The organism is Arthrobacter sp. E70 (assembly GCF_058266945.1).
Genome location: NZ_JBYQFR010000009.1, coordinates 62,095 through 75,764 on the forward strand (window position 1 = coordinate 62,095; position 13,670 = coordinate 75,764).

Below are 13,670 nucleotides of genomic sequence, written 5' to 3' on the forward strand. Positions count from 1 at the left end.
GACGCGCATCAAGGAGGATGTATGGACAGCAGAGGCAGCGTGGCACTTGTCACCGGGGGTGCTTCCGGGCTGGGCGCCGCCACGGCACGGAGGTTGTTCGACGACGGCGCCTCCGTGGTGCTGCTGGACCTTCCCTCCTCAGCCGGGCAGGCAGTGGCGGACGAACTCAACGGCCGCGCCCAATCCGGCCAATCCGCCGTCTTTGCCCCCGCGGACGTCACCAGCGAGGGCGACGTGCGGGCCGCCGTCGGGACTGCCAGCGAGCTGGGACCGCTGCGGATCGTGGTGAACTGCGCCGGCATCGCCACACCCGGCAAGGTGCTGGGACGCGAAGGCGTGCTGCCGCTGGACACCTTCACCCGCGTCATCCAGGTGAACCTGGTGGGAACGTTCAATGTGCTGCGGCTGGCGGCTGAGGCCATGGTGGCCACCGAACCGGTGACCACCGAACTCGGCGGCCCGGAACGCGGCGTCATCATCAACACGGCCTCCGTGGCGGCGTTCGACGGGCAGATCGGCCAGCCTGCGTACTCCGCATCCAAAGGCGCGGTGGCGGCCATGACGCTGCCCATCGCCCGTGAGCTGGCGCGCTCGCTGGTGCGGGTGGTCACCATCGCCCCGGGCATCTTCGAGACCCCCATGATGGCGGGCCTGCCGCAGGAGGCGCAGGACTCGCTGGGTGCCCAGGTGCCGCACCCGTCCCGGCTGGGGAAGCCGGCGGAGTACGCCAACCTGGTGGCGCACATCGTGGACAACGCCATGCTGAACGGCGAGACCATCCGGCTGGATGGCGCCATCAGGATGGGACCGAAATGAGCGGCTTGGACCTGTCAGAGCTGCCCGCGGCGGACCTTTTCGCCGTCGAATCCCTGCTCAACGACACGGAACGCCACAAGCTTGCGCAGCTGCGGGACTTCCTGGCCGCCGAGATCGCACCGTATGCCGGCGATTGGTGGAACAAGGCCGAGTTCCCCGCGCACCTCCTGCCCAAGCTGGCCGCGCTGGAATTGAGCACGCCATCCCAGCGCGGGTACAGCAACCTGTTCGCCGGGCTGGTCATCGCGGAAATGACCCGGGTGGACACCTCGATTGCCACGTTCTTCCTGGTCCACCATGACCTGTTCGTACAGTCCCTGTACGACTTCGGCAGCCAAGACCAAAAGCAGCGGCTCCTGGCGGACGCCTCGGACCTGCGCATCACCGGCGCCTTCGCCCTGACCGAGCCCCTGCATGGATCCGACGTCGCCGGCGGGATGGAAACCCGGGCGCGGCGGATCTCATCCAGGACCGGGGAACCGGACAGCGGCGGTGACGCGTGGGTGCTGAACGGTGCCAAGCGGTGGATCGGCAACGGAACGTTCTGCGACTACATGCTGGTGTGGGCGCGCGACGAAGCGGACGGGGCGGTCCGGGGCTTCATCGTGGACGCCGCGCTGCCCGGCGTCAGGCGCACCCGGATCGAGAACAAGATCGCGCTGCGGACGGTCCAGAACGCGGACATCGTCTTCGAGGACGTCCGGGTGGCCGAGGCGGACCGCTTCGGTGGGATCAGCAGCTTCGAGGACACCAAGGAACTGCTCCGCAGCTCCCGCATCATGGTGGCCTGGCAGGGCGTGGGCCAGCATCTGGCCGCGTTCGACGTCGCCCGGCAGTACGCCGTCGAACGCCACCAGTTTGGCCGGCCGCTGGCGGCGTTCCAGCTGATCCAGCAGCAGCTGGTGACCATGCTGGGGAACGCCGTGGCGAGCATGGGCATGATGGCCGGGCTGGCCCGGCTGCAGGACCAGGGCGCCGCGGACATGCCCAAGGTGGCGCTGGCCAAGTCCTACATCAGTGCGCGGATGCGCGAGACCGTGGCGCTGGGCCGGTCGATCCTGGGAGGCAACGGCATCATCACCGACTACCGGATGGCCAAGATCTTCGCCGACGCCGAGGCCATCTACACCTACGAGGGGTCCTTCGAGGTCAACACCTTGATCGTGGGCCGCGCCATCACGGGCATCTCAGCGATCGCCTAGATTTTCAGCTTAGGGACCAGACAGCGGTCTAATGGAGCACGACGGCGGCTGGCTGGCTTTTGTCGTCTTGGTGCCTACTTGCCGAGCGGCGTTTTCCACATAGGGACGTTTTGCACATAGGGACATTGGGTGGCTAGGAATGTCACGCCCCGGTGGAAGACTTTGGTTATGGAAGCGGTGTGGGGACTGGCGGAGACGGAAAGGGCGGTACGGCCTGCGTCCCCTACCGTTGCTGATGTCCTGGCCCTGCTTGGCTCCGTTCCGTTGGCGGCGGATGGTCCGGGGTTTATCGACCAGATCCGCGGGCTGGAGGAGCTGAAGTGCCTGGCGGGGGCGAAGCAGGCCGAGGCCGCTGTTGCTTTTGACCTGTGCCAGCGGCGCGAGCAGGCCGCGGCCGGGGTACCGGCCGATGAACAGGGTGCGGGGGTTGCGGCGCAGATTGCGCTGGCGCGGCGGGAGTCACCGGCGAAGGGTTCGCGGCTGCTGGGCCTGGCCAACGCGCTGACCGGGATGCCGCACACGTTCGCCGCGTTCCGGAGCGGATTGTTGAGTGAGTGGCGGGCCACCCTGGTCGTGAAGGAAACCATCTGCCTGTCCGCCGGCGACCGTGCCGCGGTGGACGAGGAACTCGCCGCCGACACCGGCACCCTCGACGGTGCCGGCGACCGCGCCATCATCGCCGCGGTCCGTGCCGCCGCGTGCCGGCGGGACCCTGCCTCTGTCACGAAGCGTGCGACCCGGGCGGTGGGTGAGCGGTGCGTGGGCCTGCGCCCGGCGCCGGACACCATGGCCTACCTGACCGCGCTGCTGCCGGTCGCGCAGGGCGTCGCCGCCTACGCCGCCCTGGCCCGGGACGCCGACACCGCCCGCTCGGCAGGCGATGACCGGTCCCGCGGGCAGGTCATGGCCGACACCTTGGTCGAACGCGTCACCGGCACCCCCGGCGGCGTGTCCGGGGTGGAGATCCAGTTCGTCATGACCGACCGCACCCTGCTGCAGGCCGATGCCGAACCCGCACGCCTCCCCGGCTACGGTGTTGTTCCCGCAGCAACCGCCCGCGAACTCGCCCTCACCGGAAAAACCGGAGGCGCAGGGGACGCCGGCACTCCGGATTTCAATGTCTTCCTCCGCCGGCTCTACACCGCCCCCGGCACCGGAGAGCTGGTCGCCATGGACTCCAGGGCCCGGCTCTTCCCGCCCGGCCTGAAACGCTTCCTGCAGATCAGGGACGAGACCTGCCGTACCCCGTACTGCGACGCCCCGATCCGGCACCACGACCACATCATGTCCTGGCAAAACGGCGGCCCCACCACCGCAGGCAACGGCCAAGGCCTCTGCGAAGCGTGCAACCACACCAAAGAAACCCCCGGCTGGACCGCGAAGCCGGTTCCGGGGCTGCGCCACACTGTAGAAACCACCACCCCAACCGGACACTCCTACCAATCCACGGCACCACCCCTGCCCGGCACGACGGGGCCACGCGGTGTCCAGCCCAGCCCGACAGTGCAGGTACTGGGGAGGGTAGTGCCCCGCCGGGCAGGTAGGCGCCGGCAGCTTGGGCAGCGCGCCAAGAGCGGAAAGACCGGCGTCCCGTAGCAGCACCCGCGCGACTAGCCGGGGTAAGGCGCCTTTTCGCCGGCCTCCACCCGGATGTCCAGGCTGTTGTTCTTCACCGGCATGGGGCAGGTGCCGTAGGGGGTGAAGGCGCTGGGGTAATTGATGGTCCGGTTGAAGTCCAGCACCACCGTCCCGTCCGGCCGCGGCCGCGCCGTGGACAATTTCCGCCAGTCGTCCGTGGTGTCGCCGTTGGTCTCGTCATGGAACGTGACCGTCAGGGCTCCGAGCTTCTCCTCCTCCGCCTGCAGCCGGAATTCGTGCGGGCTGCCAGGGAGCCGGAACACCAGCTCACCCACGCTGCGGTGCACCCCGTCCACCAGGGGGTTGGCGGTACTGATGGGGACCTCCACGGGTCCGGGGTACGGCTCGAAGCGGGCTTCCACCTCCCATTCCGGGTTGTAGGGGTAGGTGGGAACGCCGTCGAACCCGGTCAGCACGGGAGAAACGGAGTCTCGGGTGCGGATGGCGTAACGGCCCGCGCGCATGGCCAGCTCCACCACCACCTGGTCCCCGGCCTGCCCGCCGAACTGCACCCACATCAGGGACTCTTCATCCGCCAGGGCCGCCGACACGGTGCCGTCCACCGTTTCCCCGGTCTCCACCAGCGTGAGCCCATCCGCCGGCGCCGCGGTGAGGAACGCCGTCGTACTTTTGGTTGACCACAATCCCGGGGCGAGGTCGACGGCGGCGGGGGCGTCCTCCAGCCACTGGAAGGAAGTGAGGGTCAGCCAGCCGTGGCGGGCCGCCAGGGCTTTGTCCCGGTTGGTGCGGAAGCGCTGCCAGCGCTCCAGCCTTGCGTCTGTGGTGGTGGCCATGGTTCCTTCCGTTCGGGATGCCCCGGCTACAACCGCGCGGGCCGCGTGTTCATTCCGTCGGGGTGACATCTTTTGAGACGGATTCGAACGAGGCGCCGCCGCGGGGGTAGCATCTTTAGCTAGTAACGTGGCTCACAGTATCCAGCGCAGTGTACGAGCCAAGTCCGAAACCCTCGAAAGATTGCTTCCATGGCTCACACTGCAACACCTCCCGAAACAGATCTCGCCTCCGAACTGCGTGCGGATGTCCGGCGCGTGTCCACCCTTCTGGGCGAATCCCTGGTCCGGCAGCACGGGCCCGAACTCCTGGACCTCGTGGAGCAGGTCCGCCTCCTGACCAAGGAGTCCAAGGAAGCGGCGCGCGGCGGTGCGGACGCCACCGGCCCCTGGAGCGCCCACGACGTCGTTGCCCAGGTCCGCGAACTGCTGGGCTCCCTGCCGATCGAGCAGGCCACCGACCTGGTCCGTGCCTTCGCGTTCTACTTCCACCTGGCCAACGCCGCCGAGCAGGTGCACCGGGTCCGCGGCCTGCGCACCCGCGCCGAAAAGGACGGCTGGCTTGCCAAGACCGTGGCCGAGATCGCCGCCCAGGCCGGCCCGGACGTCCTGCAGGAAGTGGTCAACGGGCTGGACGTGCGCCCCATCTTCACGGCACACCCCACCGAGGCATCCCGCCGCTCCGTCCTGGACAAGATCCGCAAGCTCTCCGACGTCCTGTCCAACCCCACTGCCGAGGGCTCCACCGCCCGGCGACGGCAGGACCGGCAGCTGGCCGAAATCATCGACCAGATGTGGCAGACCGACGAACTGCGCCAGGTCCGGCCCACCCCCGTGGACGAGGCCCGCAACGCCATCTACTACCTGGGCGGCATCCTCACCGACGCAATGCCGGAGATGCTGACCGAACTCTCCGAGCTCCTGGGCGAGCACGGCGTCACCCTCGCGTCCAAGGACGCCCCCATCCGGTTCGGCTCCTGGATCGGCGGTGACCGCGACGGCAACCCGAACGTCACCGCTTCCGTGACCCGGGAAATCCTGCAGATCCAGAACCAGAGCGCCATCCGAATCAGCATCGGCATGATCGACGAGCTGATTTCCATCCTCTCCAACTCCACCGCCCTGGCCGGCGCGGACGAGTCGCTGCTCACCTCCATCGACGAGGACCTGAAGAAGCTGCCCGGCCTGGACAAGCGGGTCCTGGAGCTGAACGCCCAGGAGCCCTACCGGCTGAAGCTCACCTGCATCAAGGCCAAGCTCATCAATACCGGCAAGCGCGTGGCGGCCAACTCGAACCACGAGCACGGCCGGGACTACAGCGGAACCGAAGAACTCCTGGCGGACCTGCACCTGCTGGAACTGTCGCTGCGCAACCACTCCGCGGCCCTGGCTGCCGACGGATCCCTTGCCCGGGTGCGCCGCGCCATCGCCTCCTTCGGGCTGCACCTGGCAACCCTGGACATCCGTGAGCACGCGGACCACCACCATGACGCCGTCGGCCAGCTGATGGACCGGATCGGCGGCCCCGGGCTGCGCTACGCGGAGCTGAGCCGCGAGGAGCGCTTCGAGGTGCTGGGCTCCGAGCTCGCCTCCCGCCGCCCGCTTTCCGGGCACCCGATCAAGCTCGACGGCGCCGCGGACGGCACGTACGACGTCTTCCGCGAGATCCGCCGCGCCCTGCGCATGTACGGACCCGATGTCATCGAGACCTACATCATCTCCATGACCCGCGGCGCCGACGACGTCCTGGCCGCGGCCGTCCTGGCCCGCGAGGCCGGCCTGGTGAACCTCTTCGGTGACAAGCCCTATGCCAAGCTCGGCTTCGCGCCGCTGCTGGAGACCGTGGAGGAACTGCGGGCCTCGGCCGAGATCATCGACCAGCTGCTGTCCGATCCCTCGTACCGGGAGCTGGTCCGCCTGCGCGGCGACATCCAGGAAGTCATGCTGGGCTACTCGGACTCCAACAAGGAATCCGGCGTGATGACCAGCCAGTGGGAGATCCACAAGACCCAGCGCAAGCTGCGGGACGTGGCCGCCAAGCACGGCGTCCGCGTCCGGCTGTTCCACGGCCGCGGCGGTTCCGTGGGCCGCGGCGGCGGGCCCACCTACGACGCCATCCTCGCCCAGCCCAACGGCGTCCTCGAAGGCGAAATCAAGTTCACCGAGCAGGGTGAGGTCATCTCGGACAAGTACTCGCTGCCCGAGCTGGCCCGCGAAAACCTCGAGCTGTCGCTGGCCGCGGTGCTGCAGGGTTCGGCCCTGCACCGGGACCCGCGTACCTCCGAGGACCAGCGCGAGCGTTACGGCCACGTCATGGAGACGATCTCCGATGCCGCGTTCGAGCGTTACCGCAAGCTCATTGACCACCCGGACCTGCCCGCCTACTTCATGGCATCCACTCCGGTGGAGCAGCTGGGGTCGCTGAACATCGGCTCCCGCCCGTCCAAGCGCCCCGACTCGGGCGCCGGACTGGGTGGCCTGCGTGCTATTCCATGGGTGTTCGGCTGGACCCAGTCACGCCAGATCGTGCCGGGCTGGTTTGGCGTCGGGTCAGGCCTCAAGGCCGCCCGGGAAGCCGGCAACGCCGCGCAGCTGGTGGAAATGATGGACCAGTGGCACTTCTTCCGCTCGGTTCTGTCCAACGTGGAAATGACGCTCGCCAAGACGGACATGGACATCGCCGGCTACTACGTGGCCACCCTGGTCCCCGAAGAGCTGCACCACCTGTTCCGGACCATCCGGGAAGAGTACGAACTCACGGTCTCCGAAATCCAGAAGCTGACCGGGGAGAACCTGCTCCTGGACGCCCAGCCCACGCTGAAGCGCTCACTGGAAATCCGGGACCAGTACCTGGACCCGATCAGCTACCTCCAGGTGGAACTGCTGCGCCGTGTCCGCGAGGCCGCGAAGGGGGACAGCATCAGCGGGGCAGAGATCGACGAGCGCCTCCAGCGGGCCATGCTCATCACCGTCAACGGGGTGGCGGCGGGCCTGCGCAACACCGGGTAGCGCGCAGGAGGTGAGCGGGGGTTTGGATAGGCTGGAGGACATGCCTTCCTTCCAGACCCGACTCAAGATCACCGGGCTGCGGCCGGGAAATCCGCCCGAATCCGTTATGGACACGGCCGTGGAGGTGCTCGGGACCCGCCACCACGTCGAGGCGCACCAGCTGCAGATCGCCGGGGGAGTGCCGCAGCTGAACCTTCGCTTCCTCGTCGAGGCGAGCGAATACAGCGGGGAGAACCAGCAGGCGCGGGAATCGGCAGCCATGATGCGCGACGCCGTCGAGCAAGTTGCGCTGACAGGTGCGCTCAGCGTGCTGCGGCGCAGCCGGGGCAAGTGGCTGCCCGTCTAGCCCGGACCGCATCCGGCGTCGTCATTGTCCGGTTTCCTCCACCGGGGACCGGTCGCCGCGCCGCCGGGTGACGATAATGCCGACGACGGCGCCGATCAGCAGGCCGAGCGCGACACCGATGAGGGAGCTGGCCCAGAACGGCAGCCTCGTGGCCGAACCGGTGAAGTAGCCCAGGCCCACCAGCCAGCAGGCCCACAGGACCGCGCCGAGGCCCGCGCAGAGGCTGAAGCCGCGGACCGAAACGTTGGCAATGCCGGAGGCGGCCGACGTCGCCAGCCGTCCGCCCGGGATGAACCTGGCCCCGATGATGGTGCCGTAGGTGGAGGACCGGCCGGCCTTCGCCAGCGCTTCGTGGATGCCGCTGTGCACGCGCCGCCCCCACTTCCAGCGGTCCAACAGGTGGCTCAGGCGCCGGCGGAAGAGCTGGAACACCACCATGTCGCCGATCCACGAGGCCAGCGCAGCCAGGGCCAGCACCAGGAACACGTTGGCCCTGCCGTCCGCGGACAGGGCGCCGCCGGTGATCACCACCATCTCGGACGGCACGGGTGGAAAAATAGCGTCGCCAAGGACCAACGGGATGACCCAGAAGTAGAGGGCGGCTCCCCAGCTGTCAGCGCTGCCGAAGTCCATTGCCACAAATTACCGCACTTTTGCCGGCACGCGGATGCACGTGCAGCGGCTGCGGTGGGAGACTGGCGGCATGCGGATTTCCGTGCTGCAGGGTGACATTACCCAGCGGCGGGTGGATGCGGTGGTGAACGCCGCGAATTCCTCGCTGCTCGGCGGCGGGGGAGTGGACGGGGCGCTGCATCGGGCGGCGGGCCCGGAGCTGCTGGCCGCCTGCCGGGAGCTCCGTGCCGGCGGGCTGCCGCACGGCCTCCAGACCGGCGCCGCGGTGGCAACGCCTGCGTTCCGGCTGCCGGCACGCTGGGTGATCCACACGGTGGGCCCCAACCGGCACGCGGGCCAGACCAACCGCGCCCTCCTGGTGTCCTGCTTTAGTGAAAGCCTGCGGCTGGCCGAGGAACTGGGGGCGCAGGGCATGGCCTTTCCTGCGGTGGGCGCCGGAGCGTATGGGTGGCCGGCGGCGGTTGTGGCCGAAGCCGCCGCGGACGCCTTGGCAGGGTTCCAGGCGTCGCATCCCTCGCCCGGCCTGGAGCTCGTGGAGTTCGTGCTCTTCCGTTCGGAGGTGGAGGAAGTCTTCAGGAACGTGCTCGGGGATTAAGGATGTGCCCGGGCCGCTTCGCTGAGTTCCAGTCCGCTGCGGTACTCGACGGGCTTTCCTGAGATCGGATCCACGAAGCGGATGCCCCGGGCCAGGAGCTGAAGCGGATTGGTGTAGTCGTCCGGTGCCTTGTCCAGCAGGTCAGGGTAGAAGGCGTCATTCACGATTCCCAGTCCCAGTGAGGCCATGTGGACCCGCAGCTGGTGCGTCTTGCCGGTATGCGGCTCCAGGCGGTAACGGGCGAGGCGCCTGTCGGCTGCGGTGCCGGGTGCACCCACCGGTGTGCCGCCGTCGAACGTTTCCAGCCGCTCAATCCTGGTTTCCGCGTTCGGCTCGCCGTCCACGACCTCGGCCAGGAGGTAGCTGCGCGACTTCGTCATCCGGTTCCGGACCACCACGGGGAAGTCGACGGCGGCGTGCCCCGGCGCTGGTTCGGCCGCTGACACGCACTCGTATTCCTTCTGCACCTGGCGCTTCTCGAACAGCACCTGGTACTTGCCGCGGGTCTGCGGATTGGTGGAGAAGAGCAACACCCCGGCGGTCATCCGGTCCAGCCGGTGCATCGGGATCAGGTCCGGCAGGTCCAGCTGGTTCCGCAAGCGGACCAGCGCGGATTCCTGGATGTAGGTGCCGCCGGGAGTGGTGGGCAGGAAATGCGGCTTGTCCACCACCAGCAGGTGTTCGTCCTGGTGCAGGATGCTGATCTCCACCGGCAGCCGCGTCTCCTGCGGCAGCGTCCGGTAGTACCAGATGAAGGTGTGGTCCTCAAGCTTCGTGTGCCGGCTGAGGGGGACGCCGCCCTCGCCGACGATCTCGCCGGCGTCGAACCGGTCCTCGATGCCCTGCGGGTCGATGTGCCCCCAGCGGTGCATCATGTAGTCCATCGCGGTGTCCCACGGGCCCTCCTCCGGAAGCCGCAAGCGGGTGGCGTTCACGCCGTCGCGCACGGGGAGGGGGGATTGCATCACCGGTCCATTCTATCGGCGGAGGAGTGGTGCCTTGCTGGCGGCCCGGTCGGTCCGTCCGCCCCACACTCCTTCCGACGATAAAAAAGTTCTTGACAAGAAAAGTTGTCGGTTTGCATACTGGACGCATGCAGGACATAGCAGTCATCGAAGATCCCGCAGCGGCCGAGGTGTCGCTGGACCCGATCCGTACCACCATCCTGCGGGAACTGGTCCAGCCGGGGTCGGCTACGCAGCTGGCGGTCCGGGTGGGCCTGCCGCGGCAGAAGGTGAACTACCATCTCAAGGCGCTGGAGCGGCACGGCCTGGTGGAGTTGGTGGAGGAGCGGCGCAAGGGCAACGTCACTGAACGGGTCCTGCAGGCCAGCGCCGCGTCCTACCTGATCTCGCCCACAGCACTGGCTGCCGTTTCCCCGGATCCGCACCGCTTCTCCGACCGCTTCTCGGCCTTCTGGCTGCTGGCGCTCGCCGGAAGGATGGTGCAGGAGATGGGGAAGCTGATCACCGGCGCCGCGGCCGCCCGGCAAAAACTGGCCACCTTCGCGATCGACGGCGACATCACCTTCCGCAGCGCGGCTGACCGTGCCGCCTTCGCGGAGGAACTGGGCGTGGAGGTCGCACGCCTGGTGGACAAATACCACGACGGCGGCGCGTCCGCAGGTGGCCGGCGGCACCGGCTGGTGGTCGCGCTGCATCCGGCACTAAAAACTTCCGATCAGACCACTACACACAAGGAGCAGGGCAATGACTGACAAGCGCGACTTCGAAATTGTTTACGACACAGAACTTCCCGGTACACCGGAGCGTGTGTGGGAAGCCGTCACCAACGGAACGCCGGCCTGGATGTTTCCCACGGACCAGTGGCCCGACGTCAAGACCGTCAACGAGTACCCCACCCACCTGGTCTCCCGGATGGAGGGACCGGACGGCTGGTTCAACCAGCTGGAGCATGTCCTGGAACCGCTCGACGGCGGCCGCGCCCGGCTGCACTACGTCCACAGCGGCATCTTTGCCGACGACTGGGACCAGCAGTATGACGGGGCCAGCCGGCACACCGAGTTCTACCTGCACACCCTGGGCCAGTACCTGCAGTACTTTGACGGCCGCCCCGTGGTCTTTACCGACATCCAGGCTCCCGCGGCATCACAGGCTTCCGATGGCTTCGTGCGGTTGCGCAGGGCACTTGGCGTCGAGTCGGCCGGGCAAGGGTCTGCCGTGGATGTTGAGCTCGACGGCGTGGGCCGGCTGGCGGGTGAAGTCGACTTCTCGAACGAGCACTTCCTGGGCATCCGCACCCCTGACGCGCTGTTCCGGTTCTTTGGCCGTAACGCCTTCGGTGCCCCGGTGGGAATGACGGTGCACGATTTCAGCGGCGCCGGTGATTCCGAAACCACGGCAAAGGCCTGGGGTGGCTTCCTGGAGCGCGTGTACGCGTAGCGCGGGCGCCTCATTCGGGGCCCGGGTCAGGCGATGGCGACGGCGGGGGCGTGGGTGAGCGACCGCCGCAGCTGGGGTGCGGCGTCGAGCCTGCCCTGCGCCGCCCGCAGTGCCAGCACCGCCGCCTCCAGCTTGTCCGGCGGGAGGGTGAAGGGAAGCCGCAGGTAGCGTTCGAACGCGCCGCCAACCCCGAACCGGGGTCCGGCCGCCAGTCTGATGCCGAAATCCGGGGCGAGGACTGTCAGCGCAGTGCTGACGGGCGCGGGCAGTCGGCACCAGACGGAGAGGCCGCCGGCGGGGCGCGTCGGCTGCCACGCGGGCAGGTGCTCCGCGAGGAGGCCGAGCAGGGCTCCCCGGTTCCCGCGCAGCGTCTCCAGCAGCGCAGGCAGGGGTTCGTCCAGAGCCCGCACCAGATGGGCGGCGGCCAGCTGCTCCATGACGGGGCCGCCCAGGTCCAGGGTGGTGCGTGCGGCGGCAAACCGCTGGATCATGGGCTCGGACGCCCGGATCCACCCGGTCCGCAGGCCGCCCCAGTGCGACTTGCTCAGTGATCCGATGGACACCACGGCGCTGCTGAAACCGGCCAGGGGTGTGGTGGCAACGCCGTCGAGGTTCAGCTCGCGGAGTGTTTCGTCAGCCACCAGCACGGTTCCGGCCGCGGCGGCCGCACGGACCAGCCGGCGGCGCTGGGGATCCGGCATGATCATGCCGGTGGGGTTGTGGAAGTCCGGCACCATATAGGCGAGCCTGGGCTGCTGCTGCGCCATGGCCGATTCCAGGGCCGCCAAGTCCCAGCCGGACTCGGCAAAGGCGACCGGTACGGGACGGCAGCGGGCGGCCCGGACGGCATCGAGCGCGTGGGGATAGCTGGGGTGCTCCACCAGGATGCGGTCCTGCCGGTCCGCCAGGGTGCGGATGACGATGGTCAGGGCATGCTGGGCCCCCGAGGTAACCATGACCTGCCCCGGCTGCGTTGGCACTCCGGCGGCCGAGTACCGGTCCGCTATGGCCTGGCGCAGCGGCAGCAGTCCCAGGGCGTCGTACCCGAACCCCGGCAGCAGGGCGGGGAGCTCGGTCAGCGCCGCCGCGAACGCCCGGTGCACCACCTCCCCGCTGGCCGGCAAAGCCGAATAGGCGAGGTCGATCAGGCCCTCGGGGGCACTGAGGCCGGGAGCGGTGAAGCCGGGGGCACTGAGGCCGGGAGCGCGCTGTTGGCCCGCTGGCGGCCGCGGACCGAGGAGCGCCGGGCCGAAGGACGTGTGTTCGGGGATGCGGGTCCTGCCGCGGCTGCCCTGGCCGCTGCTCAGGAAGCCCTGGTCCCGGAGGGTCGCATAGGCCGCCGTGACGGTGGTCCGGCTGACCCCCAGTGCCGCGCACAGGGAGCGCTCGCTGGGCAGTGCCGTATCAAGCGGAACGCGGCCGTCCAGGACGAGCAGCCGTACTACATCCGCCAACTCCCGGTATGCCGGGCCCGTCCCGTGGTTCCACGTGCCAAGGAGGCGGGACAACGCGGAAGCGGTGAGGGCAGCAGGCATGTAGCCAGTATTTCAGACTGGCTATGTTATTCAATGCCAGTCAGTTGCGAGCATGGTTCCATGATGACCCGCAGACTCGTCCAGCTGTTTACCGGCCTCGCCATGTATGGCATCTCACTGGCCATGTTCATCCGCGCCGGGCTGGGCCTGGACCCCTGGGACGTCTTCCACCAGGGGCTGGCCAACCGGAGCGGGCTGAGCATCGGCGTGGTGGTGATCGCGGTGAGCTTCCTGGTGCTGCTGCTCTGGATTCCGCTGCGGCAGATGCCCGGCTTCGGTACGCTCTGCAACGCCGTCCTGGTGGGTGTGTTCGCCGACGTCGGCCTGGCCTTCATGCCTGCCGTGTCCCACCTGGCCGGGCAGGCCGGGCTCCTTGCCGGGGCGGTCCTGCTGAACGGGATCGCCTCCGCCTGCTACATCGGTGCCCGCTTCGGCCCGGGAGCGCGCGACGGACTCATGACCGGGCTGGCCCGGCGCACGGGCTGGTCCGTCCGGTTGTCGCGCACCCTGATCGAGGTAACGGTTTTGGCCATCGGCTGGGTTCTCGGCGGTTCCGTGGGCGTGGGCACGGTGGTGTACGCCCTGGCCATCGGCCCCCTGGTCCAGCTCCTGCTGCCCCGCTTCATGGTTCCTGCCGCAGCACCGCAGTCCGCCGGCGAGCCCGCTCCCGCCAACTGCTGAAGACCAGCTGCCTGCGGTTCGT

The 13,670-nt window shown here is 68.6% G+C and carries 13 protein-coding genes; 9 read left to right on the forward strand and 4 right to left on the reverse strand.

Annotated features, from left to right (window positions below):
- The first annotated feature begins 21 nt into the window (after positions 1–21).
- The 3 genes from AC3IMC_RS13070 to AC3IMC_RS13080 all read left to right on the forward strand — a co-directional run bounded on the left by AC3IMC_RS13070 (position 22) and on the right by AC3IMC_RS13080 (position 3,614).
- Entirely contained in the window at positions 22–816 is a 795-nt protein-coding gene (locus tag AC3IMC_RS13070) for a 3-hydroxyacyl-CoA dehydrogenase (protein WP_490918975.1), read from the forward strand.
- Entirely contained in the window at positions 813–2,018 is a 1,206-nt protein-coding gene (locus AC3IMC_RS13075) for an acyl-CoA dehydrogenase family protein (RefSeq protein WP_490918976.1), read from the forward strand. Before AC3IMC_RS13070 ends, AC3IMC_RS13075 begins: the two co-directional genes overlap by 4 nt.
- A gap of 168 nt (positions 2,019–2,186) precedes the next feature.
- Positions 2,187–3,614, forward strand: a complete 1,428-nt coding sequence (locus tag AC3IMC_RS13080; protein WP_490918977.1) for an HNH endonuclease — start codon at positions 2,187–2,189, stop codon at positions 3,612–3,614.
- A 14-nt stretch (positions 3,615–3,628) separates the two neighbouring features.
- Here AC3IMC_RS13080 and AC3IMC_RS13085 read toward each other — a convergent pair whose 3' ends face one another.
- Positions 3,629–4,450, reverse strand: coding sequence for a DUF1684 domain-containing protein (locus AC3IMC_RS13085; protein WP_490918978.1), 822 nt, complete (start codon positions 4,448–4,450; stop codon positions 3,629–3,631).
- A gap of 189 nt (positions 4,451–4,639) precedes the next feature.
- Here AC3IMC_RS13085 and ppc point away from each other — a divergent pair, with 189 nt between their 5' ends.
- Positions 4,640–7,456 carry a phosphoenolpyruvate carboxylase gene (gene ppc / locus AC3IMC_RS13090; protein ID WP_490918979.1) on the forward strand — a complete coding sequence of 939 codons (2,817 nt, stop codon included), beginning with the start codon at positions 4,640–4,642 and terminating at the stop codon, positions 7,454–7,456.
- 40 nt (positions 7,457–7,496) lie between these two features.
- Complete coding sequence (locus AC3IMC_RS13095; protein WP_490918980.1) at positions 7,497–7,802, forward strand: hypothetical protein; 306 nt, start codon at positions 7,497–7,499, stop codon at positions 7,800–7,802.
- A gap of 21 nt (positions 7,803–7,823) precedes the next feature.
- Here AC3IMC_RS13095 and AC3IMC_RS13100 read toward each other — a convergent pair whose 3' ends face one another.
- On the reverse strand, positions 7,824–8,435 hold the full coding sequence (locus tag AC3IMC_RS13100) for a DedA family protein (RefSeq protein ID WP_490918981.1): 612 nt from the start codon (positions 8,433–8,435) through the stop codon (positions 7,824–7,826).
- Between the two features lie 70 nt (positions 8,436–8,505).
- On the opposite strand from AC3IMC_RS13100, the gene AC3IMC_RS13105 reads away from it, so the two are divergent.
- Positions 8,506–9,030, forward strand: a complete 525-nt coding sequence (locus AC3IMC_RS13105; protein WP_490918982.1) for an O-acetyl-ADP-ribose deacetylase — start codon at positions 8,506–8,508, stop codon at positions 9,028–9,030.
- On the opposite strand, the gene AC3IMC_RS13110 is transcribed toward AC3IMC_RS13105, so the two are convergent.
- A complete protein-coding gene (locus tag AC3IMC_RS13110; RefSeq protein WP_490919083.1) occupies positions 9,027–9,995 on the reverse strand; it encodes an RluA family pseudouridine synthase in 969 nt (322 codons plus the stop codon). The genes AC3IMC_RS13105 and AC3IMC_RS13110 overlap by 4 nt on opposite strands.
- A gap of 128 nt (positions 9,996–10,123) precedes the next feature.
- On the opposite strand from AC3IMC_RS13110, the gene AC3IMC_RS13115 reads away from it, so the two are divergent.
- Positions 10,124–10,747, forward strand: coding sequence for a helix-turn-helix domain-containing protein (locus AC3IMC_RS13115; protein WP_490918983.1), 624 nt, complete (start codon positions 10,124–10,126; stop codon positions 10,745–10,747).
- On the forward strand, positions 10,740–11,432 hold the full coding sequence (locus tag AC3IMC_RS13120; protein ID WP_490918984.1) for an SRPBCC family protein: 693 nt from the start codon (positions 10,740–10,742) through the stop codon (positions 11,430–11,432). Before AC3IMC_RS13115 ends, AC3IMC_RS13120 begins: the two co-directional genes overlap by 8 nt.
- A 26-nt stretch (positions 11,433–11,458) precedes the next feature.
- Here the strand turns inward: AC3IMC_RS13120 and yczR are convergent, their stop codons facing one another.
- Positions 11,459–12,967 (reverse strand): MocR-like transcription factor YczR, encoded by a 1,509-nt coding sequence (yczR, locus tag AC3IMC_RS13125; RefSeq protein ID WP_490918985.1) that lies wholly within the window; start codon positions 12,965–12,967, stop codon positions 11,459–11,461.
- 60 nt (positions 12,968–13,027) lie between these two features.
- On the opposite strand from yczR, the gene yczE reads away from it, so the two are divergent.
- Positions 13,028–13,648 (forward strand): membrane protein YczE, encoded by a 621-nt coding sequence (gene yczE, locus AC3IMC_RS13130; RefSeq protein WP_490918986.1) that lies wholly within the window; start codon positions 13,028–13,030, stop codon positions 13,646–13,648.
- Positions 13,649–13,670 lie beyond the last annotated feature (22 nt).

Bases quoted from the DNA above. Each gene is read 5' to 3' on its own strand.
- AC3IMC_RS13085 (WP_490918978.1), bottom strand. From the start codon at position 4,450: ATGGCCACCACCACAGACGCAAGGCTGGAGCGCTGGCAGCGCTTCCGC.
- AC3IMC_RS13070 (WP_490918975.1), top strand. From the start codon at position 22: ATGGACAGCAGAGGCAGCGTGGCACTTGTCACCGGGGGTGCTTCCGGG.
- AC3IMC_RS13115 (WP_490918983.1), top strand. From the start codon at position 10,124: ATGCAGGACATAGCAGTCATCGAAGATCCCGCAGCGGCCGAGGTGTCG.
- AC3IMC_RS13110 (WP_490919083.1), bottom strand. From the start codon at position 9,995: ATGCAATCCCCCCTCCCCGTGCGCGACGGCGTGAACGCCACCCGCTTG.
- AC3IMC_RS13100 (WP_490918981.1), bottom strand. From the start codon at position 8,435: ATGGACTTCGGCAGCGCTGACAGCTGGGGAGCCGCCCTCTACTTCTGG.
- yczE (WP_490918986.1), top strand. From the start codon at position 13,028: ATGATGACCCGCAGACTCGTCCAGCTGTTTACCGGCCTCGCCATGTAT.
- AC3IMC_RS13095 (WP_490918980.1), top strand. From the start codon at position 7,497: ATGCCTTCCTTCCAGACCCGACTCAAGATCACCGGGCTGCGGCCGGGA.
- AC3IMC_RS13105 (WP_490918982.1), top strand. From the start codon at position 8,506: ATGCGGATTTCCGTGCTGCAGGGTGACATTACCCAGCGGCGGGTGGAT.
- AC3IMC_RS13120 (WP_490918984.1), top strand. From the start codon at position 10,740: ATGACTGACAAGCGCGACTTCGAAATTGTTTACGACACAGAACTTCCC.
- yczR (WP_490918985.1), bottom strand. From the start codon at position 12,967: ATGCCTGCTGCCCTCACCGCTTCCGCGTTGTCCCGCCTCCTTGGCACG.
- AC3IMC_RS13075 (WP_490918976.1), top strand. From the start codon at position 813: ATGAGCGGCTTGGACCTGTCAGAGCTGCCCGCGGCGGACCTTTTCGCC.
- ppc (WP_490918979.1), top strand. From the start codon at position 4,640: ATGGCTCACACTGCAACACCTCCCGAAACAGATCTCGCCTCCGAACTG.
- AC3IMC_RS13080 (WP_490918977.1), top strand. From the start codon at position 2,187: ATGGAAGCGGTGTGGGGACTGGCGGAGACGGAAAGGGCGGTACGGCCT.